Origin of the sequence: Woronichinia naegeliana WA131, from assembly GCA_025370055.1 — a bacterium.
Classification (GTDB): Bacteria; Cyanobacteriota; Cyanobacteriia; order Cyanobacteriales; family Microcystaceae; genus Woronichinia; species Woronichinia naegeliana.
The window spans coordinates 4450838-4473836 of sequence record CP073041.1 but is presented as its reverse complement, the minus strand read 5'-3'; the positions used below and the strand labels follow the sequence as shown (position 1 = coordinate 4473836).

Genomic DNA, 22999 nt, shown 5'->3' with positions numbered 1-22999 from the left:
AATATTTCAGAAATGACTGATTCTGGTAATCTGCCTCTATTGTCTTCCTTGGTGGACAATGTTAGTCTAGATGAGTTTATTGAACCCTATGGGAGTGTTATTGATTTCCTTGATAGTCTCCAAAGTTGGGACATGATCCGAACCGATGACCCTTCTATTCTCATGGGTTCAAGTAGCATCGCAGAGCTAGGAGAGCGAAAAAAAGAATTACAATATCGAGAAGTTTGGCTCCGTTTCCTACTTCAACAAACTCGTTGGGAGATTGAGCTACTAGATCGTCTCTGTCAATCCTATGACGAACAAAATCTAGTGCAGCAGGAATAGGCTCTTTAATGATAGGCATTAAGGCGTAAACTTTCTATAGACTCGATAATTTTATAAATTCAAAAACGTTAACGATTAGAGGATTTTCACCCCATGCTACAAGCTCAAGCTGTCCCTTCCTTCATTGATCGTCCAGTCGGCAATCCCAAGTTTAGTTACTATGACAATGAGTACTCGCCAACAACCAATCAAATGATTTATAGGAACGCCGCAACAGGGACTTCCCTATTGTCTAATGTTTACATTGTTGACTTTGAGCCTAATACAGGCATAATTCCCACCAATACGAAAGGTCGTCTTATTGGCGTACAGCAACAATCTAACAGCGTAACGCCTGGTCAAGGTGTTCCCGGTTACGGAGCCAGTTTTGGGCTCAGTGCAAAGGGTCTAGCGGTTTACTACACCGGCGTAGATACGAATGGACAATATCAGCTTTTTAGGTGGTACACTACCGATGCCAACCCCATCGCCATCACGACGGGTTCTTATCCAAAAGTGGGAGGGGCATTACCATCAGTCAATGCCCAGGACACATCCACTAGTATGATTTATCTCCAAAAACAAACAACGAATGGCACCGATCTAGGATATCTCAATGTTTGGAAGGAAGGAACACCGACCAATACGGGAGCTTTCCTTCCCTATGCCCCAAAAAATGGAGGCTCTGAAGGGCCTCGCTGGATAGAAAATTCGGATGGAACCACCACCAGATCGATCATTACAACGGTAAGAGATACCAATGGGGTTAATCAGGCGGCTCGTTTTGATGTTGATAGCAGAACTACAACGACCTTAACCACTGACTCTGGGAACCAAAAAACAGACCCTAAGATTTTGGCAACTCCTGAATACAATGGAGAAAACATTATTGTCGCCTTGCTCAACCATTCCAAGATAGGAGTCTATCGTCAAATTAATAATCAATGGACATTAATCAATACAACGACCGTTCCCTATCCATCTGGTCAAATTCCTTGGCTGGCGAATCCTCTTCCCTTTGTGTTTGGTGGTCGTAGTTATGTGGCTCTGGTTGCTGGCGTGGTTAAAGGGCAACAGACAACCCAAACTAATGATGTCTGGGTTTTAAGTCTTCTGGACAATAGCGTGCAACTTAAGGTTAGTAATTATGGAACCACTCCCCAGCTTGTTTTTGATCCGGAAGTTACTGTTAGTACGACAAATAATGTTTTAGTTTCTTACCAGACATCTTCCCAGACTGCTCTTAATTCGTTACGAGTTTCTCAGGTTTTTTTACCCACTTCACCCACAATGGGCAAGGTTGCTCATCATCCAGCGATGCTCCCCTCTTTAGCGATGATGCCTTTTCTTGGAGTTGCTTTGGTAGCTTTATTTTTCCGATCTCGAAAAAAAGGGCGATCGCCTCTTTGTCAAACAGGGTGCGACCTCTAATTGATAAAGAACGGTGTAATCAGGGTTCTACAGGAAACCCATACTGATCAAGTTTTGCCCAAAATTGACTCCATCGTTCCTTGTCAATACCAAAGCCCGTAGGCTCAAAATAATTCCTGCTCCTTTTTCCTTCCATCGCATCCCTGAACAACATAATCGTTGTTTGACCAACGTCTTACAAGCTGCTTCCGTAACACCTAAACCAATCGGATACTTTTTCTCTAACTGGACAGTGGGAAGTTCTCGATGCGGGTAAGTGGAGAAAAGAAAATCGGACATCCGATACCAAAGAGTGCCGTTATGTCCGAAACTGGCTGATATAAGAAAGGTCGTGTTCTAAACCTGTGGAAAAGAGTAATAATAAATAAATGTAAATCTTAAAATTGGTGTGCCATGCTATTCAAAGCAATTGTTTGCCCAAGTTGTCAAAGTACGGATATTGTGAAACACGGCCCCTCTGGGGAGGGGAAAGAGCGTTACAGATGTCGTAATACAGAATGTAAGCGTTGCACATTTATCTTAAACTATACTTATAAAGGTTATTTGCCAGAAGTAAAGGAAAAGATTGCCGAAATGGCAATGAATGGTAGTGGCATAAGGGATACAGCCCGTGTGCTGAGGATTAGTCCATCAACAGTGATTAGTGAACTAAAAAAAAAAGAGTCTAGTTTAGTATTCGTCAACGAAAAAAAACTAGCAGAACTGGAACCCAGTCAGAGTATTGTAACGCTCTGCCAATGGAATGACGTGGAAGCAGAACTCGACGAAATGTGGGGTTTTGTGAAGAGCAAAAAAGAGCAAAGATGGTTATGGCACGCTATTGCTCATAAGACAGGTGAGATATTAGCTTATGTTTTGTCTGGTCACAAAGACGAAGCATTTCTAAGGCTAAAAGAGTTGTTAGAACCTTTTGGTATTACTCAATATTATACAGATGGATGAGGGGCTTACGAACGACATATTGAGCCAGCATTGCATGAGGTGGGTAAGTATAATACTCAAAAAATCGAACGAAAGCACTTGACATTGAGAACTCGAATAAAGAGATTATACTTGGCACGGTCATGGATTGAGATTTTCGCCCCCTGAATCCCCCAATGCTGGGGGACTTTGAAACCGATAAATAGGGCTTGCTGAAAAAAGCTGAAACCTTTACGGAGAAAAATAGTAGGCGAATTAAGAACCGCTAGAATGCACGAAAATAGGGTAGAATGCCTCAAAACCATTGCATTAAGAAGAGAGAAAGCAGATGTACCGAAAGCAACAGTACTCAATTGAAACACCAGAAAACTTGAAAAATCTGTTCGGCGGGCAGTTAGACGAAGAAAATCGTTGGATAGAAATGTCAAAAATGATTCCCTGGGAAGAATATGAGGAAGAATATGCAAAAAACTTCACAGAAAAAAAAGGAGCCCCAGCCAAATCATTTAGAATGGCATTAGGAGCATTAATTATCAAAGAAATTTCAGGAAAAAGTGACAGAGAAACAGTAGAACAAATAAAAGAGAACCCTTATTTACAGTACTTTATAGGAATGGAAAGCTATAGTAGCAAAGAAGCATTTAATGCGTCAATGATGGTTCATTTTCGTAAAAAAATAGGAATGGAATTAATAAATAAAATTAATAAAGAAATAGAAAAAAAAGCGACGGGTGTAGCGTCAGAAAAAAAAGAAAATGAAGGAAAGTTATTGTTAGATGCGACTTGTACACCAGCAGATATAAAATATCCAACGGATATAGGAATATTGAATGATGCCAGAGAAAAAACAGAAAAAATAATAGATAAGCTGTATGAAGAAATAAAAGAGAAAAGGAAAGAAAAGCCGAGGACTTATAGGGAAGTGGCAAGAAAAGAGTACTTAGCCATAGCAAAAAAACGTCGTGTGTCAAAAAAAGAAAGAAGAAAAGGAACAAAAAAACAACTAGGATATATAAAAAGAAACTTGTCTGATATAGAAAAAATGATAGAAGAGGGAGCAAAGTTAGAAAAACTAACGAAAAAAGAGCAAGAAGAGCTTGTAACGATAGGAAAAGTGTATGAGCAACAGTTAGAAATGTATGAAAAAAAGACAAATAAAGTAGAAAACAGAATTGTGAGTGTAAGCCAACCTCACGTGCGTCCAATAGTGCGTGGAAAAGCGGGAAAAGCAGTAGAGTTTGGAGCTAAAATATCGGCAAGTAATGTGAATGGCTTTGTCTTCTTAGACAAATTAAGTTGGGATAATTACAACGAATCGGGAGATTTACAAGCGCGAATAGAAGAATATAAAAGGGAAACAGGATGTTATCCGGAATCGGTTCATGTGGATAAAATCTATCGAACAAAAGCGAATCGAGCTTATTGTAAAGAAAGGGATATAAGAATGAGTGGTCCCCGATTGGGAAGACCGCCGAAAGAGGTGAGCAAAGAAAAAAAGAAAGAGGCACGCTCAGATGAAAGAGTGCGTAATGCCATTGAGGGTAAATTCGGACAGGGAAAGAGGAAATTTAGTCTTGGTCGAGTGATGGCCAAACTACCTGAGACCTCGGAAACGGTAATTGCGATGAACTTTTTGGTAATGAATCTTTCTACTCTACTTCAGAAGACAAAAAGTAAAAAGTTGTAGAGTCGTTTTTCTTGTGAAAAATGGTGTTAATTTTCCTCTCTTTTGTGAGGAGTGATTTGTGTTGACCTTTTTAGACAGAAAGGAACAATAGATTAAACAAAATCTGTATTTTGATTTGTTTCCATAAGGATAAGTTATCTATGCTTTTTCAGTCCATACTTCCCTAACCCACATTTCTTTCGTTTTTTGACTTTTTCAGCAAGCCCTAAATAGAGAATGGTTCCCCCAAAACTTGGGGGGCTAGGGGGGCTGAACTAAAAAACGCAAATTATCACCGTGCGAGGTATAGCGAGAAAAACGATTTGTTTCTCCAAATCTATTGTGATGCACGATATTGTCCTTGGATTATTTATCAATCGCTTGGATGTCTTATTTAGATGTGCTTCCACAGATTCAGAACACTACCAGTTTCATCGCTTTTGTTTTCTATGCACTTTCCCTTATTTTCCCTTATCCATCCCTCTATAATGTTCTTGTGTCTGTATCATTTTTAGATGCGTTCGCCCTGCCTGAAGGGGCGACAATACTATCTCTATCTCTTGCTAGGCAAGTATTTTAGGCGATTGAGTTTGTACAAAATCCTCTCCTATAATACGTACTAATTGACGATAGAATGAGGGCTTCAGCCAATCTTAATAAGAATCTTTCTTATTAAGAATCTTATTCGGAACTTATCTTGTAAGATTGCATAATCCTACAACCTTTATCCAGTAAGGCTTTAGACCACTCTTGTCGCCCCATCAGCGGGGTTTCAGACCCAAATTTTTGATGAGTCATCTTCATTGGCCGCGATTTTGGGCAACATCATTACATAGCGATAGCCCGCATCAGAAGAACCTTGAACAATGATCTTGCCACCATGAAATTCAATTAAATAACAGCCTAACAATAAACCTAATAACTTTTGAGGTTGTTTTAAAATGGGCTGGGTATCGTCATTGGCGTTCTGAATCAAAGATTCCAACAGGGGAACGGTTAGAAGTTGTTCCTTACTGGTAATATTTAAGCTTTCTTTTAAATCATCTCCCGCAACGGGTTTGCTACCGCCTGGAATCAGCAACGGTGGTTGTAAATGGATATGGGGCAGACCATCTCCCACCCAGGGATGATACATCCAGATAGCGAAATTAATGGTTTGACTGCGACGGGAAATATGAATGCGAATCTCTCCCCCTGGCTCCGACGCTTCCATCACACTGGAAATAACATAGTAAATGGCTTGGCGAAACTTGTCCTTATCTAATAACCAGACTCGCTTGCCTGGCTCGATAGATAGGCGAATATCTTGACGTTTTTGTTTAGCAACTTCCGATAAACTATTGATTGCTTTTTGAGCCAACATTTCGATATTGACTGGGATCAACTCTAGCATCTTTGCTTGCTCGTCAATTGACCCTAAATTCAGAATTTCCTTGACTAGATAATGGATATTTTCACCACTGTTATGAATAATGCCCAAATATTCTTTTTGCTTAGGACTCAACTTGCCAAACACTTCCCCCCGTAGGACACTGGACATACCAATGACGGCTGTTAAGGGAGTTTGTAATTCTTGAACTAACTGGTGTAATAACTTGAGCTTAATACTTTCTAAGGAATAGCTCAGAGGATTGGGGGTGATTAAAGCAAGCGGTGAGTGGTTACTTTCGGGGAGTATTTCTTGAGGGTAAGCGATCGCCGTTTCCTGGTGAGATAACGGTGGCTGGGTAGTATTATTTTCTGAGAAAGAAGAGGCAATCATTGAGATCGTCGTCTGATTTTTCTGGAGCAGATCCCGTTCAAATTCGGACATACACCAGCGATTTGTCATGGTTAAAAATTCCAGATCCCGACAAGAAAAATCATGGGGAACCAAATCCATCACGGCTAAACTGCCAATACAATGCCCATCAGAGGTTAACAGTGGCGTTCCTAAATAGGCTCGGATGCCATAATGTTGAGTCAATAAACTCTGAGCAAAAGCCTTGTTCTGGTACGTATCGAAAATAGTTAAGGACTGTTGACTGTCCACTACATGGGTACAAAATCCGTCCTGACGGTTCATTTTCCGCTCTGCGGCTAAAGGATTACGCAATCCCAAACGAGATAAGCCGAGGGCTGATTTAATCCAAAGCTGATCATAGACCAGAATCGTTAACAGCGCGATGGGAACCTCCAAAAAGCGAGCCGCCGTCTGAACTGCTTCATCAAAAATAGGAATAATTTCCGTGTCTAAGAGGCCTAACTGTTCCAGTAATGTCACCCTTTGTTGTTCGCGATCGCGCGAGGAAAGTCCATCTAAACAACAACTAAGATAGTTATGGTGATGAGTAGGATTAACGCTGACTCCTAAATCGATGGCTTCTAGGTACATAACAATACTCGCTTTCGGCAACAGAGGGATTGATCCTATCTTGTCTCAAAATTTCAAGTTGTCAAAAGATCCTTGAGCTTTGTACTGAATGAGAGATTGCGTGATATCCCATTGTCAATAGAACCGCTCCTAAAACACTAACATTTGCTAACAAAATGGGTTCTATCGGTAGTGATTCGATAGTAGTGGTGGCGGCTTAAGCCTTTGCTAATTGGGCATTGTAGTCGTGTATAAAGTACCAAATTGCCCCAATATGATTTTCCACATTTTTGGAAAAAGAGAGGCTTTTTCGCACCAGTCGAGAGATTCTTTGTCGAAAGGTATTATTTAATCTTTCAACATGATTAGTTTGTCCCGTCTCTTTACCGACTGCTCAATGACGTTTACTGGGAATAACTTTCTCATAAGATACCCAAAAATCCGTGTAAGCAACGACACATTGTCGGTAAACAGCAGGCAAACTTGCCCAAAGTTTTTTGGCTGATGCACGGCTTCTGTCCCCAATATAACAACCAACAATTTCTCTTGTTGTTCTGTCTATAGCTAACCAGACATAAAACTTATTTTCTTTGGAGAAAACAAATGACGGTAGTGATTCGATAGTAGTGGTAGTCTAAATAGCTTATATGGTAGGGATCATGTAGAATATCAACTAATATAAATTTTTTTCAAATCTATCTCCTAAATCAACTTTTTTATGACTAACATTTTTGCACTATTATTTTTTGTCTTAACTCAATTGACAGTGGGTGCATCCCACTTAAGATAATACATTGACACTCAAAAGAGGAGAGTGATTGAGATAAGCACATCGTAGCCGAAGAATACGAGAAACATTATGAAGATGCCAACGTGCTCCCGACAATTTAACCCTAGCTCCCACCTGTTTAATCTTAGACTCCACATCACCAGAACCAATCACAATACCAAGCTGTTGATAGTATTGGTAATCAGGGATACGCTGATAATGCTTCGTCAAATAGGCTTGAAAATTCTTTGCCCTCTTGCTTTTGACTCCATCAAACGCATCTATTGCCTTGTTCACAAAACCCCGCCACAGTAAATGCTCCACTGCTTCTAGCCGTTTGAGAGAGCCACCCACTTTGAACAGATTCTCCTTGAGATGATACCAATCCAACACCTCTCGTCGTATCAGCCACGATTGAGTGGCGAAACTCTCTACCGCATTCCAGATTGCGGGATGACCATCTCCCAAAAAGGTCACTATTGGGGACAAAGGTTGAACATTGCTCCAATTCTTTAAGCCCTCTGGGTCTTGGAAAAAGGCTTCACAGACATTGCCATGAAGACTCACCAGTTTATAATCTCGCCACTGTCCCCCTTCCTTCTCCTCGCCCCGCAGACAAATCTTTCCCCCATCTATACTGACCCCCGCACTCTCTGACTGAGCTTGAGCTAAGGGCAGTTCTGTCCGTTCTACCAAGCGATGTAAACTGCTATGTCCTACTTTTATCCCCATCAACTCCTCTATATCTTCTTCTGCTTGTTGGTAGGATGTTTTCGCACTGGCTCTTAGACAGCATTTCTCTAAACCTGGACTTAAGACGATTTTTGGCGACACCTTTAGTTTTCTGGCTTGTTTTTGGCTTATTTCCACTTCTCCGACTAGGGTTTTGATTTTTCGCTTGTTTCCAGACCGTTTTTTTCCCCCTTCTGAAAAAAAAACTCCCCCATTGTTGGCCCCACAATTTCTAACATCTGAGTTCTGACTTCTACTTCGATGCTTCCAAAGTCCTTCTGTTTCTCTGGTTCCGTATATTTGCGCAGGATACGGGCTGATTCGGTGAGATGCTGTTTTAACAGTGCTTTTTCTTCTGGGGGAATCGGTAACATACTTTTTTCGCTCATCAGTTTTTTTCCATTTTACCCCAGATTCTATGTACTACTTTATCCGGGATGTACCCAAGGCGATTAGCAATTTGGACATTAAAACCTGACTCTGGCGGCACTTCTATCAATTCTCCATTAAACAGTTCATAGAGTTTTTCCGAATTATCTTCATATACAAGATATTCTTCAAAGGTTTCAAATCGAGGCTTAATTGTTAACATAAAATTTATTCTTTAGTAAAAAAAGTGGTATTGACTTTCCGTTGCACACAGAGCGGCTTGTTGGGGTTTGAGGTTTTTCTTGGTTATGGTTCGTGTCTCCACAATTAATGAATTTAAGTTGAGAGAATCCTAACTTAATGCTTTAGGACTTATCAAAATTTTTGCTCAACAAATTGTAACGACAAACACGATTAAGTCAAGCGATCGCAAACCCAGTATATTCTCTAACCAAAGGTTCGTGAAAAGCTAACACAATATCTTCTTTAGGTACGCCTAATTTAACTAATTCATCGGCGATACCAATCTCAGTTCCATCATGTTGTATCCAAATCTTATTATTCTTAATATCCAAATGTAAAACACAACCATGCTGTCGTCGCCTGTTTTTCCAGCCCACATACATTAATTGATAATGATCTCCAACGGTATCAAAAATTAATTGTTGCTCAATTTCATCTTTAGCTGAACCTAACTGAGCATATTCCTTGATAACTTGCTGTACATATTGACGATATTGCCCTAGTTTTTCCATTGCACAATTACCTCCTGAATCGGGTCATAAATTATGATTTTAAGTTGGAAACGCTCAATAACAGTCTTAATGAATTGTAATTGAAAAAAAGAAAAATAAATTCCCGAAGGAACAGCTAAATATAAAACCCGCTCTGGCTCTTTTTCTTCTAATGCTAAACGATAGTTAAAAAATTGTCCAATAGCTTGATGAAATTGAGAAACATTAGATGTACCAATAAAACTTTTAATTTCCACCGCAATTTTCTGTCCCGCTCTTTCAGCCCCTAAAACTTGCTCCGCACCGAGATCAATATACATTTCTACATCACCAACTTCAATTCTCAAAGGGTCATCTGTAATTACCCAACCCTCTTGTTCTAATCCCTTTCTAACCGCATCATGAAAAATATCTTTAGCAGGCATTGATCTAGATTTCCCGTTGTATAGGAGCGGTTTGTTGGGGTTTGAGGTTTTTCTTAGTCATGGTTTGTTTCTCCAGAATTTAAGGTGAAATTTGACTTAGCAAAATCCTAAATTAAAGCTAGGATACTTGTCAAGTTTTTTTGTAACAATTTTTTAGCCGAATATTTCTTGTGAGATTCTGTCTGAAATTAAATATCCAACCAATTTTCTATTCGCAGATCAGGAACGCGAGAAAATTCTTTCACATTTGCTGTTACTAAAATCAAATCCAATGCCAGTGCATGGACAGCGATAATCAAATCATTACCTCCAATGGGTATTCCTTGACGCTCCAAGTAGGTACGAACTTCAGCATAATAAGGAACAAGGATTTAATAAGTTGTGCATTCAAGATTCCGATTTCTGTAGGGACATAATACCATTATGTCCATAATCTCAACGGTCAACAGACAATGTATTGCTTGATAGACGTATAAAAGGGCTTAACAGTGTTCATTGGTGTCAACTTAAGCCAAAATGCCTACTCACAAAAGATTAGCCTAAAAGCAGGCGGAAGTAAGAGTAGGCTGAAAAAAAGGTTAGTATATAAAAAAGTGAGCAAAAAACAAATGGCAAGACAACATCCTCGGAGAAAAGGAAACCCAGACTTACGTCGTAAGACAAATCAGCCAGGGGTAGAAATCCCTGAAATAACAAAAGAGTTGTTTGAATTACTAGAACCCACAATGTTTACACCATTAAAATATTTACAGGGAACTCATGAGAAAATGATGAGAGATAGGGTATTAAATTTACCAGTAATGGTGGCATTAGTGTTAAGTATAGTGTATCGTCAAATAGCGGGTATAAGTGAAGCGGTAAGACTGTTAGAGGAAGAGGGATTGCTATGGGTAGCATCATTAAAAGTAAGCAAACAGGCAGTATCAAAAAGAATGATGAATGTGCCAGCCGAAATATTTGCAATATTACTAAAAGAAGTGTTAGAAAAAGCAGCCGAAAAAGGGAAGAAGCTCCAAGTAGGAGAAAAATGGGAAAAAATAAGAGAAAAGTTTAGTGCAGTGTGGATAGCAGATGGCTAAACGCTAGAGCAGATAAGGAAAAATATGAAAATAAGTAAAAAAGAAGAAAAGAGTAAATTGGGGGGTAAAATAATGATGGTAGTGGAAGCCTTTACCCAAAGACCCGTTACTTTATGGTACACAGAAAATGATAAATCAAATGATAAAATATGGTGTGAAGAATTGGCAGCTAAATTACCAGAAAATGGTTTAATTCTCGTAGATATGGGATTTTTTAGCTTTGTGTGGTTTGATTTGTTAACAGAAGCTAAAAAGTTTTTTCTAACCAGATTTAGAGCGGGTACATCTTACAAAACCAAACAAGTATTGTCTCAAGGTAGTCATTACAGAGATGAGATTATCATTATGGGAAATTACCGTTCTAATCCTTGCAAGCATCCGGTGAGATTAGTCTCAGTATTATGGGGAACAATCTGGTATCAGTATTTAACAAATGTGTTGTCTCCCGAACAACTGTCCGCCGAAGAGGTCTGTGATTTATATCGAAGACGATGGACAATCGAAGAAGCCTTTTTATTAACGAAAAGACTTTTAGGACTAGCCTATTTAGGGCTTGCTGAAAAAGTCAAAAAACGAAAGAAATGTGGGTTAGGGAAGTATGGACTGAAAAAGCATAGATAACTTATCCTTATGGAAACAAATCAAAATACAGATTTTGTTTAATCTATTGTTCCTTTCTGTCTAAAAAGGTCAACACAAATCACTCCTCACAAAAGAGAGGAAAATTAACACCATTTTTCACAAGAAAAACGACTCTACAACTTTTTACTTTTTGTCTTCTGAAGTAGAGTAGAAAGATTCATTACCAAAAAGTTCATCGCAATTACCGTTTCCGAGGTCTCAGGTAGTTTGGCCATCACTCGACCAAGACTAAATTTCCTCTTTCCCTGTCCGAATTTACCCTCAATGGCATTACGCACTCTTTCATCTGAGCGTGCCTCTTTCTTTTTTTCTTTGCTCACCTCTTTCGGCGGTCTTCCCAATCGGGGACCACTCATTCTTATATCCCTTTCTTTACAATAAGCTCGATTCGCTTTTGTTCGATAGATTTTATCCACATGAACCGATTCCGGATAACATCCTGTTTCCCTTTTATATTCTTCTATTCGCGCTTGTAAATCTCCCGATTCGTTGTAATTATCCCAACTTAATTTGTCTAAGAAGACAAAGCCATTCACATTACTTGCCGATATTTTAGCTCCAAACTCTACTGCTTTTCCCGCTTTTCCACGCACTATTGGACGCACGTGAGGTTGGCTTACACTCACAATTCTGTTTTCTACTTTATTTGTCTTTTTTTCATACATTTCTAACTGTTGCTCATCTAAGTACAGGACAAAAAATGTAGGGAGTCGAGAAAAAGAGAAAAATTGGGTAGAGAAGGATTAAGAACAAGATGACGAAGATGGTCAAAACCAAGACGAAAAAGACTCTGCGCTAGGCGACCATGTTTCTTGAGGGGAATGGGATGAAGATGATGAATTGCTAGACCAGTTTTGAGAGACCAAGCCAAAGCTAAAGTCAGTAAAGCCAAAAGCTTACGAAGACGCTTGGGGTCAGTAAAGTGAGTAGATTCCAAGCAAAAGCCACGAGTCTTAAAGATGCCAAAAAGGGTTTCAATGCCCCAACGCAGGGCATAATCGTGAATAAGACCTTGGGAATCGGGATGTCCAATGACGATGAGTAGAGAATTATCAGGCAAGCGAAGAGCCTCTACAGAAACAGGATATCCCCAAACCCGACAACTCCCTTGAAGACGTTGAGATTCACTCTTTTGCAAGATGGGCAAAAATGACTTTGGCGGCCAAAAGCTTGCCATTGTGCTCAATCTTGTCCGTAGCCCGAATTCTCAGACAGAAAGCCAGTAGCGGTTCGAGCAGAAGATAGCGAAGCCAAGCCTGACCAATAAACTCACGGTCGCCACATAAACAACGAATCAGGGCGGTGGGAAAAATCTTGAGCATCTCCTCGATAAAACGCATTCGTTCATCACTGTTAGAATTGCCCTTTTTCTTGCTAAGCATCCACCACAAGATGGGAATGGCTACTCCTTCATGGACAATGCCGACAGTGAGGATATTATAACCATGACTGCCAAACTCCCAGGTTGTGCGGTCAATACTTAATACCCAAGGTTGAGGGATATCCAGCCAACTGACTACAATACGGGCAATGTGATGGTAATCCAGCTCAAATCCTGAGAAAAAGCGTTGTAAGCGTTTGTAATGAGAATCCACCAATGCCCGACCTTCAAAACCCAGAGCCAATTCTTTAAGGTTAACCGTTTTCACTTTGAGGAGGGCGAGTAAGAACAAGGCTAGGAAGGAGAGTCTGGCACCATGCCATCCCAAATGGGGTTTTAGGGCTTGTTTCAATGCGTTATATTGGTTCATGGGTTTTCTTACATTACGTTCATCTTCCATGAAACCCCTTTCTCGTATACTTTTCAAGCCTTTTGTCCTGTACTTAGGTTGCTCATACACTTTTCCTATCGTTACAAGCTCTTCTTGCTCTTTTTTCGTTAGTTTTTCTAACTTTGCTCCCTCTTCTATCATTTTTTCTATATGAGACAAGTTTCTTTTTATATATCCTAGTTGTTTTTTTGTTCCTTTTCTTCTTTCTTTTTTTGACACACGACGTTTTTTTGCTATGGCTAAGTACTCTTTTCTTGCCACTTCCCTATAAGTCCTCGGCTTTTCTTTCCTTTTCTCTTTTATTTCTTCATACAGCTTATCTATTATTTTTTCTGTTTTTTCTCTGGCATCATTCAATATTCCTATATCCGTTGGATATTTTATATCTGCTGGTGTACAAGTCGCATCTAACAATAACTTTCCTTCATTTTCTTTTTTTTCTGACGCTACAACCGTCGCTTTTTTTTCTATTTCTTTATTAATTTTATTTATTAATTCCATTCCTATTTTTTTACGAAAATGAACCATCATTGACGCATTAAATGCTTCTTTGCTACTATAGCTTTCCATTCCTATAAAGTACTGTAAATAAGGGTTCTCTTTTATTTGTTCTACTGTTTCTCTGTCACTTTTTCCTGAAATTTCTTTGATAATTAATGCTCCTAATGCCATTCTAAATGATTTGGCTGGGGCTCCTTTTTTTTCTGTGAAGTTTTTTGCATATTCTTCCTCATATTCTTCCCAGGGAATCATTTTTGACATTTCTATCCAACGATTTTCTTCGTCTAACTGCCCGCCGAACAGATTTTTCAAGTTTTCTGGTGTTTCAATTGAGTACTGTTGCTTTCGGTACATCTGCTTTCTCTCTTCTTAATGCAATGGTTTTGAGGCATTCTACCCTATTTTCGTGCATTCTAGCGGTTCTTAATTCGCCTACTATTTTTCTCCGTAAAGGTTTCAGCTTTTTTCAGCAAGCCCTATTTATGGGTAGGGAATAAGAATGGTGTCCAAATCCAGATTATTTGCACTTTGATTTTCCATACGGTCTTAAATCAATTGGTAGGGGAAGTGGCGATTGCTCTAAATCAACCGAAAGAAAAAATCTCAGTAGAGATGGTGTTTCGGAGTCTATACTATGTAGCGAAGGCTATTGCTAGAGGAGAAAAGCCTGATACAGTAACCTATCTGGCTGAACGTGCTAAGTTATTTGGTTTGGTCAAAGCTGAGAGAAAGCGACATCGAGAAAAGGCCGCTCTCAATCAACAAATTTGGGAACCCATTCCTTTAAGTTGACACGGATGAACAGTGTTAAGCCCCTACAAAAAAAAGAATTATTTTAGGGATAGGAACCTACAATTTTAATAATCAAGAACAAAGGTATTTTTAAGGTCTGTTGGCAACAGAAAAAGCACAGGTTATTTTTTTTAATTCCTTAACAAGATCAGATAAAATGTTGGTATCGAGTAAATAACAATAGGGTGCATCCCACTTAAGATAATACATTGACACTCAAAAGAGGAGAGTGATTGAGATAAGCACATCGTAGCCGAAGAATACGAGAAACATTATGAAGATGCCAACGTGCTCCCGACAATTTAACCCTAGCTCCCACCTGTTTAATCTTAGACTCCACATCACCAGAACCAATCACAATACCAAGCTGTTGATAGTATTGGTAATCAGGGATACGCTGATAATGCTTCGTCAAATAGGCTTGAAAATTCTTTGCCCTCTTGCTTTTGACTCCATCAAACGCATCTATTGCCCTGACTTTTCCCGTTAAGTGCGGATTGCAAGCTGCCAGCCTTGGCAAAGGTCATGCAACTTCAACCAACCGCGCCAAAGGACTTGGATACCGAGAGGAGTTTTACGACGATGTTCAAGATAACCACCAAGAAAAGCAACAGACTCGACAGCCCAAGCAACAGTCAAAATAGGGGGAAGTTTTTGAGAGGCGGCTGCTTTTAACACCTGAAGTTGAAGAGGATTAAGAATTTCAATCGCGAGAGCATCGGGCTGGGTACGATGAAGATAAGTAACGTGTAAAAGTTCAACAGCAATGACACTTAAAAAACCCAAAAGAGTTTTCATTCCATCAGAGGCAAGTCGATAACGCTCACTCTGACAACCAGACTTAAGGACTTTATGAAATTCTTCAACCCGCCATCGGTAGATGTACCAACGAAGAATAGTGACAGCCATCTCAATAGTCTCAACAACTTCTGTAGTCAGAAGCATCCAAGATAAAGGAGTTTCGCCTTCGGGACAATCGATTTCTGTCGCATAAACAGCATAGACATTCAACGGGTCACGATTATCAAAACGATAGGGAGTTCGTAGATTAACTGAGCAAAATCGGACGGCAAGCTTAACCTTCCGTGCTTTTCTTTTTCCTGTACTCGGAATCTCGATTTCTTGATGAAAACGAATCGGTTCTGATTCCAAATGTTGCCAAAGTCGTTCACTATTTTTGTCTAAACTACGATTATGAGACGCTCTGACCAGCACTCCTGTATGCTTGAGTTGACGCACTGAGTCAAAGACTTCTGAAACATCTCCTTCTCTGTCAAATACATGAATTACCCTCGTTGAACTTTCTACCTGTTTCTCACAGGTGTTTAGAGCCTCTACCCATTTGTAGGATTCTTTTTCCTCAAATGGTCTTTGACGAGCTGCTTTTCTTTGTTCTTTCTGTCTTTCTTTTTTCTGCTTCGCCGTTTCATCTGTTGGGGGCTTTTCTTTTACCTCCCTATTCCACAGTTTTTGCCATAATAAACCTAATACTTGTCCTTTTTCTGGCTCAATTGCTAAAGCACTATGCAGTATTAATCCATTCCCTCCTTTTCCAGTCGGCCCATACCCTTCCCTTTTTTCCTTGATATTGCGATAATCTAAGAAGGTCGTATCTCCGACTGATAGCATTATCTTATATTCTTCTACGGCGGCAGTTGTCATTTCACAGTGCGGCTCTATTATCTTGACAAAGTCTGTTTTCGGATTCCCAAAAATTCATAGGCCCTCTTTAACTCGTTTCCTCCCTTAAACACTTCTGATAAGGCTTTTCCAAACCCCTCACTTAACTTTTTCCCAATCGAGAAGGCACGATTGTTTAGCCTCTCGTCTCCCAATTCACAACTGGCAAAGTTTTTTGTCCACCATTCCAACATTTTTTGACCTGCCCTTTAAGATTTTCTCCATTTTACAGTCTCATACTCCCTTCATCCTTTGTTTTTGAAATTTGAACGATAAGCGGGATGATGGCTTCAGAATATTTTTTTCCTGTCAAGAGAATCATTACTCAAACCCTTGCCAGATAAAGCCTCTAGAAGTTTGCATTGCTGGATTTTGGACTTAACGGGAAAAGTCAGATCTATTGCCTTGTTCACAAAACCCCGCCACAGTAAATGCTCCACTGCTTCTAGCCGTTTGAGAGAGCCACCCACTTTGAACAGATTCTCCTTGAGATGATACCAATCCAACACCTCTCGTCGTATCAGCCACGATTGAGTGGCGAAACTCTCTACCGCATTCCAGATTGCGGGATGACCATCTCCCAAAAAGGTCACTATTGGAGACAAAGGTTGAACATTGCTCCAATTCTTTAAGCCCTCTGGGTCTTGGAAAAAGGCTTCACAGACATTGCCATGAAGACTCACCAGTTTATAATCTCGCCACTGTCCCCCTTCCTTCTCCTCGCCCCGCAGACAAATCTTTCCCCCATCTATACTGACCCCCGCACTCTCTGACTGAGCTTGAGCTAAGGGCAGTTCTGTCCGTTCTACCAAGCGATGTAAACTGCTATGTCCTACTTTTATCCCCATCAACTCCTCTATATCTTCTTCTGCTTGTTGGTAGGATGTTTTCGCACTGGCTCTTAGACAGCATTTCTCTAAACCTGGACTTAAGACGATTTTTGGCGACACCTTTAGTTTTCTGGCTTGTTTTTGGCTTATTTCCACTTCTCCGACTAGGGTTTTGATTTTTCGCTTGTTTCCAGACCGTTTTTTTCCCCCTTCTGAAAAAAAAACTCCCCCATTGTTGGCCCCACAATTTCTAACATCTGGGTTCTGACTTCTACTTCGATGCTTCCAAAGTCCTTCTGTTTCTCTGGTTCCGTATATTTGCGCAGGATACGGGCTGATTCGGTGAGATGCTGTTTTAACAGTGCTTTTTCTTCTGGGGGAATCGGTAACATACTTTTTTCGCTCATCAGTTTTTTTCCATTTTACCCCAGATTCTATGTACTACTTTATCCGGGATGTACCCATAACAATAAGACATTTTTGTTACAACTCAATATTATCTAGAGGTAATAATCCTTCATCAATATTAGGAAATTCTTCATCAATATCGTCTAAAGTAGCAAGAATTTCTACCAGTTTTTTTTGAAGATAAGGTTCAATAATTAATTTTTCTCCCTCTTTGCGAATACTGACCTCTTTAGTCAGCAGAAATAGCTCTTGCGGTATTTGCAAAGTTTGACGATTCCCATCACGGACTAATTGTGTACGATATTCAGTATTTATAATATAAACTAATCGAGTTTTGAGCCAACTTTAATCTAATTAATCCTAGCATAAAGCCTAAATCTCAAGACCAGAAAATCCTAACGCGATCGCACTGGAGCAGTAAGCTGTTGGCTGGGGTTCATCTCTCGAAACAAGGTTCTAGCACTCATCCCCAAAAATCTAAATCTCGTTTTACTTCTCTACCGTGCCAAGTATCCGAAAGCCCCGAACTGACAAGGATTGTGGGTCAATTCATAGGGTGTGACCTCTAATTGATAAATCCTTGTTTAATGAGTCCTTTTGCCGGTAGATACTTCAGAACATCGTATGTTACGATTGATTGAAAAATCGATGTCCAGTAAACTTTTTAAAAACCTTATTTAATATCAACTAGAGGTCGCACCCAATTCATAGAAGCTAACCGTGCGCCAAGGGAAGCAGAAAAAGACTTTTGATACTTTTTGAGGTGAGTGTTAAAATCAAGGGGATTATTCCGCATCGTCGCCTGCAAAAGGATTGTAGGGGCGGTAGTAGGGGCGGTAGTACTCAAAGAGTGAAAGCCCTGTACCACCCTCAAAGGAAGTGGTATTGATTTCCCGTTGCACAGGAGCGGCTTGTTGGGGTTTGAGGTTTTTCTGAGTCATGGTTTGTTTCTCCGCAATTTAAGGTGAAATTTAACTCAATGGATATCGCAATCGAATATTTCAGCACTTGTCAACATTTTTGTGAGAATTTGTTACCAAATATTTCTAGTGAGAATTTGTCTGAGTGAAGTAGTGATAGAATAGGTCAGGCAAATAAAAGTCGTTGGCAAAAGTCTTTATAACTATGAAAGCAATTCAATCTACTGGAAAGATCGATAAGGTAGGTCAATTATCTTTAGACCACCCAATTAAAGGGACTCCACCCAGTTCGGTAAGAGTTATTATTCTTTGGGAAGAAACAGAAACAGGGGTTAATCACTTTTGGCAACAAATCAGTGAATATCAACAACATCCGTTAATGTCAGTAGAACAATTACAACAGGAGTTAAAACAATCTTTGACCGAAGCAGGTTATGATTCGAGAGAGAAAATTGTTGATCTTGTCCAAGATATTAAACGGGAAATATCTCAAGAACGTCAACAAAAACAAGATTCAATACAATGATAAAAATTCCTGAATTAATTTTTTTAGATACTAATGTTTATTTAATCGGTGCAGTTGAGCTACAAAGTCCTGAAGGTTTAATTCTACAATGGTTCTGACTTTTCCCGTTAAGTCCAAAATCCAGCAATGCAAACTTCTAGAGGCTTTATCTGGCAAGGGTTTGAGTAATGATTCTCTTGACAGGAAAAAAATATTCTGAAGCCATCATCCCGCTTATCGTTCAAATTTCAAAAACAAAGGATGAAGGGAGTATGAGACTGTAAAATGGAGAAAATCTTAAAGGGCAGGTCAAAAAATGTTGGAATGGTGGACAAAAAACTTTGCCAGTTGTGAATTGGGAGACGAGAGGCTAAACAATCGTGCCTTCTCGATTGGGAAAAAGTTAAGTGAGGGGTTTGGAAAAGCCTTATCAGAAGTGTTTAAGGGAGGAAACGAGTTAAAGAGGGCCTATGAATTTTTGGGAATCCGAAAACAGACTTTGTCAAGATAATAGAGCCGCACTGTGAAATGACAACTGCCGCCGTAGAAGAATATAAGATAATGCTATCAGTCGGAGATACGACCTTCTTAGATTATCGCAATATCAAGGAAAAAAGGGAAGGGTATGGGCCGACTGGAAAAGGAGGGAATGGATTAATACTGCATAGTGCTTTAGCAATTGAGCCAGAAAAAGGACAAGTATTAGGTTTATTATGGCAAAAACTGTGGAATGGGGAGGTAAAAGAAAAGCCCCCAACAGATGAAACGGCGAAGCAGAAAAAAGAAAGACAGAAAGAACAAAGAAAAGCAGCTCGTCAAAGACCATTTGAGGAAAAAGAATCCTACAAATGGGTAGAGGCTCTAAACACCTGTGAGAAACAGGTAGAAAGTTCAACGAGGGTAATTCATGTATTTGACAGAGAAGGAGATGTTTCAGAAGTCTTTGACTCAGTGCGTCAACTCAAGCATACAGGAGTGCTGGTCAGAGCGTCTCATAATCGTAGTTTAGACAAAAATAGTGAACGACTTTGGCAACATTTGGAATCAGAACCGATTCGTTTTCATCAAGAAATCGAGATTCCGAGTACAGGAAAAAGAAAAGCACGGAAGGTTAAGCTTGCCGTCCGATTTTGCTCAGTTAATCTACGAACTCCCTATCGTTTTGATAATCGTGACCCGTTGAATGTCTATGCTGTTTATGCGACAGAAATCGATTGTCCCGAAGGCGAAACTCCTTTATCTTGGATGCTTCTGACTACAGAAGTTGTTGAGACTATTGAGATGGCTGTCACTATTCTTCGTTGGTACACCTACCGATGGCGGGTTGAAGAATTTCATAAAGTCCTTAAGTCTGGTTGTCAGAGTGAGCGTTATCGACTTGCCTCTGATGGAATGAAAACTCTTTTGGGTTTTTTAAGTGTCATTGCTGTTGAACTTTTACACGTTACTTATCTTCATCGTACCCAGCCCGATGCTCTCGCGATTGAAATTCTTAATCCTCTTCAACTTCAGGTGTTAAAAGCAGCCGCCTCTCAAAAACTTCCCCCTATTTTGACTGTTGCTTGGGCTGTCGAGTCTGTTGCTTTTCTTGGTGGTTATCTTGAACATCGTCGTAAAACTCCTCTCGGTATCCAAGTCCTTTGGCGCGGTTGGTTGAAGTTGCATGACCTTTGCCAAGGCTGGCAGCTTGCAATCCGCACTTAACGGGAAAAGTCAGTACAATGGTTAGGTTGGGAAGCCCCAAACGATAATCCTGTGGGGGTAATAATTTCTGAAGAACTTATTGACCAAATTGCCAGAGTTGCTAAACGTTTAAAAAATAAAGATTGGAGTGGAGAAATAATTGGAAGAATTTGGCAAAACTTAAAGTTTTGTTATGTCCAGCTTGATGATGTTGAGTTAGCTGAAATGGAAAATTTGGGGGTAATTCCTCGTGAAGATGTAGGAGTTTATTTAACGGCAAAAATTGGTCAATCTCAATGTTTTATATCTGCTAATCATAAATTAATTAAAGTTTTAGTCCAACAAACAGGTGAATTTGAATGTTTAACACCTTCTGAATTTTTCAATCAGTATCTAAATCCTTTAAAATAAAAAAATAAGGCTATGCTAGGTATGTTCAGACCCCGAATCTACACTTAATCTCAATAAATTAAAGATTTGTTGAGTTAATTAAATGCTTTAAAATGCCAATTATTTTGCTAATCTTATCAATAAAATAGTCATTCAAATCAACCTCTATCGTTTGATTGATCAACCGTAAAAACTTCCAATTAGTTCCTGTAGTGACAACTCCATAGATGGCCGAAATATTATTATTATTTCTTTCATTAAAAATGCGAGCAGCAATCATTTCAGCCATACATTGAGGAAGTCCATTTTGCAGATTATCATTTTTAGCTTCTACTAAAGCGACAACTGGCGTTTTAATTAAGAGTTGTTCAGGAGAGCGACTAATTAGAAAATCGCAAAACCCATTCAATCCTTTTTCAGGATCTATATTAAACTCTTTGCCTGAGAAAAAACTAATTTGATAATTAAAATGCTTTCTCAATTCGACTAAAATAGGAGTAACAATTAGTTCTGAGCGTGCTTTTTCTGTGTTGATAGCTAAAGCCAAAGCAATGTTGTCTTGTAAAGTTTGACCCAGAAAATCGCTATATTCAGATTCAGGAATCTGATCAAAAATGCCCACTTTATCAGCAATTTTTATGCCAAAATTGGATTCAATCATTTCCAGAGTTGTAAATTGACTATAAGACATTCTTCCGCTTTTATTTAAATTTAACTTGAATACCTAATCTTATCACTTATTTTCAAAAATAAATAATAATATCTCTCGCACTGGAGAAGTAAGCTATCGGCTGGGGTTCAATTCTCAAATAAGACTCCAACAATTCACCTAAAAGAGGTAAGTGTTAAAATCGAGGTGATTACTGCGCGGTAGCGAGCGTGTAATCCTAATCCCGCGATCGCCGATGAGGTGACAAGAAATGATTGCTGTAAAAGATAAATTTCTTAGGTTAACACCCGAAGAATATTTTATTTGGGAAGAACAACAACTGCTGCGCCACGAGTATCTTAGTGGTGAAGTTTATGCCATAAGTGGGGGGACTCAGAATCATGGGCGAATTGCTAGTAATATTATTTTCATCCTTAAAGGTCATTTACGGGGTGGTGGTTGCCAGGTAGGTAACTCCGATTGTCGTGTAAATATTTTTGAAACTAAGGATTACGTTTATCCTGATGTGAGCGTTACTTGTGATGAGCGCGATCGCACTGCCATTCAGGCGATTCAATATCCTTGTCTAATTGTTGAGGTATTATCTGCAAGTACAGCCAGTTATGACCGAGGGGATAAATTTAGGATGTATCGTCGCAATCCTAGTTTGCAAGATTATGTTTTAGTTGATGCTGAGAAAATAGCGATCGATTTATACCGCAAAAATGATCGCGGTAATTGGGAGATTTTTAATTATCAATCGGGGGATAATATCGATTTACAAAGTATTGGTTTAAGCTTTTCCATTGAGTCCGTTTATGAGGATATTATTTTTGAGGAATTAGAAACAACAAGTAAATAAACTATGAAAATCAATAATGAGAAAACTCAACGTGATCGCACTGGGGAGAAAGCTATTTTTTAGGATTTGTCAAGATTTTAATGACAATTATTCAATAAAAATTCCCCCTATTTCAGAAAAGAGAAATGTCTAAAATAAATTCAGGTAAAACTTTTTCTCCTGATAAAATTGTGGGTAATTGAACAATTTCAATAGCTTGATTAGGACGGTAGATTTCTACCTGTTGTTCTTGAGGATTAATTAACCAACCTAACTGCAAACCACTGTTAAGATACTCCTGCATTTTTTCTTGAAGTTGACTTAAAGAATCAGTACGAGAACGCAATTCAATCACAAAATCTGGGCATAGTGGCGGAAATTTTTCCTGTTCTTCTAAGGTCAGAGATTCCCAGCGATCGCTTTTAACCCAAGCCACATCAGGAGAGCGTTTAGCACCGTTGGGCAAGGTGAAGATGGTAGAAGAACTAAAGAGGGCTTGCTGAAAAAAGCTGAGACCTTTACGGAGAAAAATAGTAGGCGAATTAAGAACCGCTAGAATGCACGAAAATAGGGTAGAATGCCTCAAAACCATTGCATTAAGAAG

Annotated in this window: 22 protein-coding genes and 10 pseudogenes; 12 read left to right on the top strand and 20 right to left on the bottom strand. The window is 39.4% G+C overall.

The genetic code is table 11. The annotated features are described in order from the left end of the window. Window positions 1-12 precede the first annotated feature (12 nt). Together KA717_22595 and KA717_22590 are read left to right on the top strand one after the other, a co-directional pair. A complete protein-coding gene (locus KA717_22595; protein ID UXE58790.1) occupies window positions 13-324 on the top strand; it encodes a hypothetical protein in 312 nt (103 codons plus the stop codon). A gap of 93 nt (window positions 325-417) precedes the next feature. Then, complete coding sequence (locus tag KA717_22590; protein ID UXE58789.1) at window positions 418-1734, top strand: hypothetical protein; 1317 nt, start codon at window positions 418-420, stop codon at window positions 1732-1734. A 19-nt stretch (window positions 1735-1753) separates the two neighbouring features. Here KA717_22590 and KA717_22585 read toward each other — a convergent pair. After that, a pseudogene (locus KA717_22585) lies at window positions 1754-1962 on the bottom strand (hypothetical protein). Between the two features lie 165 nt (window positions 1963-2127). Here KA717_22585 and KA717_22580 point away from each other — a divergent pair. Together KA717_22580 and KA717_22575 are read left to right on the top strand one after the other, a co-directional pair. Then, window positions 2128-2823: pseudogene (locus KA717_22580) on the top strand (IS1 family transposase). 160 nt (window positions 2824-2983) lie between these two features. Then, window positions 2984-4321 (top strand): annotated as a pseudogene (locus tag KA717_22575) (IS5 family transposase). Between the two features lie 772 nt (window positions 4322-5093). Here KA717_22575 and KA717_22570 read toward each other — a convergent pair. The 7 genes and pseudogenes from KA717_22570 to KA717_22540 all read right to left on the bottom strand — a co-directional run bounded on the left by KA717_22570 (window position 5094) and on the right by KA717_22540 (window position 9703). Next, on the bottom strand, window positions 5094-6695 hold the full coding sequence (locus KA717_22570) for a GAF domain-containing protein (protein ID UXE58788.1): 1602 nt from the start codon (window positions 6693-6695) through the stop codon (window positions 5094-5096). A 196-nt stretch (window positions 6696-6891) separates the two neighbouring features. Continuing rightward, window positions 6892-7293, bottom strand: a pseudogene (locus tag KA717_22565) (IS1 family transposase). Between the two features lie 162 nt (window positions 7294-7455). Further along, on the bottom strand, window positions 7456-8334 hold the full coding sequence (locus tag KA717_22560; protein UXE64753.1) for an ISKra4 family transposase: 879 nt from the start codon (window positions 8332-8334) through the stop codon (window positions 7456-7458). After that, a complete protein-coding gene (locus tag KA717_22555; protein ID UXE58787.1) occupies window positions 8322-8564 on the bottom strand; it encodes a hypothetical protein in 243 nt (80 codons plus the stop codon). Before KA717_22555 ends, KA717_22560 begins: the two co-directional genes overlap by 13 nt. Continuing rightward, window positions 8564-8767 (bottom strand): Uma2 family endonuclease, encoded by a 204-nt coding sequence (locus KA717_22550; protein ID UXE58786.1) that lies wholly within the window; start codon window positions 8765-8767, stop codon window positions 8564-8566. The genes KA717_22555 and KA717_22550 overlap by 1 nt, the downstream gene beginning before the upstream one ends. Window positions 8768-8963: 196 nt before the next feature. Beyond that, window positions 8964-9299 carry a XisI protein gene (locus KA717_22545; GenBank protein ID UXE58785.1) on the bottom strand — a complete coding sequence of 112 codons (336 nt, stop codon included), beginning with the start codon at window positions 9297-9299 and terminating at the stop codon, window positions 8964-8966. Then, on the bottom strand, window positions 9287-9703 hold the full coding sequence (locus tag KA717_22540; protein ID UXE58784.1) for a XisH family protein: 417 nt from the start codon (window positions 9701-9703) through the stop codon (window positions 9287-9289). Before KA717_22540 ends, KA717_22545 begins: the two co-directional genes overlap by 13 nt. Window positions 9704-10296: 593 nt before the next feature. Between KA717_22540 and KA717_22535 the strand changes: the two genes are divergently transcribed. Further along, window positions 10297-10782, top strand: a complete 486-nt coding sequence (locus KA717_22535; GenBank protein ID UXE58783.1) for a hypothetical protein — start codon at window positions 10297-10299, stop codon at window positions 10780-10782. A 24-nt stretch (window positions 10783-10806) separates the two neighbouring features. Continuing rightward, window positions 10807-11403, top strand: a complete 597-nt coding sequence (locus KA717_22530; protein UXE58782.1) for an IS4 family transposase — start codon at window positions 10807-10809, stop codon at window positions 11401-11403. A 134-nt stretch (window positions 11404-11537) separates the two neighbouring features. Here KA717_22530 and KA717_22525 read toward each other — a convergent pair. The 3 pseudogenes from KA717_22525 to KA717_22515 all read right to left on the bottom strand — a co-directional run bounded on the left by KA717_22525 (window position 11538) and on the right by KA717_22515 (window position 14051). Then, window positions 11538-12110: pseudogene (locus KA717_22525) on the bottom strand (transposase). Next, window positions 12107-13175: pseudogene (locus tag KA717_22520) on the bottom strand (IS4 family transposase). The pseudogenes KA717_22525 and KA717_22520 overlap by 4 nt, the downstream one beginning before the upstream one ends. A gap of 78 nt (window positions 13176-13253) precedes the next feature. Next, a pseudogene (locus KA717_22515) lies at window positions 13254-14051 on the bottom strand (transposase). A gap of 123 nt (window positions 14052-14174) precedes the next feature. Here KA717_22515 and KA717_22510 point away from each other — a divergent pair. After that, window positions 14175-14489 (top strand): annotated as a pseudogene (locus tag KA717_22510) (IS4 family transposase). A 196-nt stretch (window positions 14490-14685) separates the two neighbouring features. On the opposite strand, the pseudogene KA717_22505 reads toward KA717_22510, so the two are convergent. The 7 genes and pseudogenes from KA717_22505 to KA717_22475 form a co-directional block, all read right to left on the bottom strand. Then, window positions 14686-14886: pseudogene (locus tag KA717_22505) on the bottom strand (hypothetical protein). Window positions 14887-14975: 89 nt separating this feature from the next. After that, a complete protein-coding gene (locus KA717_22500) occupies window positions 14976-16151 on the bottom strand; it encodes an IS4 family transposase (protein UXE58781.1) in 1176 nt (391 codons plus the stop codon). Window positions 16152-16168: 17 nt separating this feature from the next. Then, window positions 16169-16363, bottom strand: a complete 195-nt coding sequence (locus tag KA717_22495) for a transposase (protein ID UXE58780.1) — start codon at window positions 16361-16363, stop codon at window positions 16169-16171. A 96-nt stretch (window positions 16364-16459) separates the two neighbouring features. Beyond that, window positions 16460-17155 (bottom strand): hypothetical protein, encoded by a 696-nt coding sequence (locus KA717_22490; protein UXE58779.1) that lies wholly within the window; start codon window positions 17153-17155, stop codon window positions 16460-16462. 8 nt (window positions 17156-17163) lie between these two features. Further along, the gene (locus KA717_22485; GenBank protein UXE58778.1) at window positions 17164-17406 is read right to left on the bottom strand and encodes a hypothetical protein; all 243 of its coding nucleotides are present in this window, start codon (window positions 17404-17406) and stop codon (window positions 17164-17166) included. A 76-nt stretch (window positions 17407-17482) separates the two neighbouring features. Further along, window positions 17483-17671 carry an antitoxin gene (locus KA717_22480; GenBank protein ID UXE58777.1) on the bottom strand — a complete coding sequence of 63 codons (189 nt, stop codon included), beginning with the start codon at window positions 17669-17671 and terminating at the stop codon, window positions 17483-17485. 521 nt (window positions 17672-18192) lie between these two features. Continuing rightward, window positions 18193-18348, bottom strand: a complete 156-nt coding sequence (locus KA717_22475; protein UXE58776.1) for a DUF5840 family protein — start codon at window positions 18346-18348, stop codon at window positions 18193-18195. Window positions 18349-18532: 184 nt separating this feature from the next. Between KA717_22475 and KA717_22470 the strand changes: the two genes are divergently transcribed. The 4 genes from KA717_22470 to KA717_22455 all read left to right on the top strand — a co-directional run bounded on the left by KA717_22470 (window position 18533) and on the right by KA717_22455 (window position 20926). Next, window positions 18533-18853 (top strand): hypothetical protein, encoded by a 321-nt coding sequence (locus KA717_22470; GenBank protein ID UXE58775.1) that lies wholly within the window; start codon window positions 18533-18535, stop codon window positions 18851-18853. A gap of 295 nt (window positions 18854-19148) precedes the next feature. After that, the gene (locus KA717_22465; GenBank protein ID UXE58774.1) at window positions 19149-19343 is read left to right on the top strand and encodes a transposase; all 195 of its coding nucleotides are present in this window, start codon (window positions 19149-19151) and stop codon (window positions 19341-19343) included. A gap of 17 nt (window positions 19344-19360) precedes the next feature. Further along, a complete protein-coding gene (locus KA717_22460) occupies window positions 19361-20536 on the top strand; it encodes an IS4 family transposase (protein ID UXE58773.1) in 1176 nt (391 codons plus the stop codon). A 51-nt stretch (window positions 20537-20587) separates the two neighbouring features. Next, window positions 20588-20926 carry a hypothetical protein gene (locus KA717_22455; protein UXE58772.1) on the top strand — a complete coding sequence of 113 codons (339 nt, stop codon included), beginning with the start codon at window positions 20588-20590 and terminating at the stop codon, window positions 20924-20926. 58 nt (window positions 20927-20984) lie between these two features. Here the strand turns inward: KA717_22455 and KA717_22450 are convergent, their stop codons facing one another. After that, a complete protein-coding gene (locus KA717_22450; protein UXE58771.1) occupies window positions 20985-21596 on the bottom strand; it encodes a hypothetical protein in 612 nt (203 codons plus the stop codon). A gap of 229 nt (window positions 21597-21825) precedes the next feature. Here KA717_22450 and KA717_22445 point away from each other — a divergent pair, with 229 nt between their 5' ends. Next, window positions 21826-22416 carry a Uma2 family endonuclease gene (locus KA717_22445; protein ID UXE58770.1) on the top strand — a complete coding sequence of 197 codons (591 nt, stop codon included), beginning with the start codon at window positions 21826-21828 and terminating at the stop codon, window positions 22414-22416. Window positions 22417-22528: 112 nt separating this feature from the next. Here the strand turns inward: KA717_22445 and KA717_22440 are convergent. After that, a pseudogene (locus KA717_22440) lies at window positions 22529-22885 on the bottom strand (Uma2 family endonuclease). Window positions 22886-22999 lie beyond the last annotated feature (114 nt).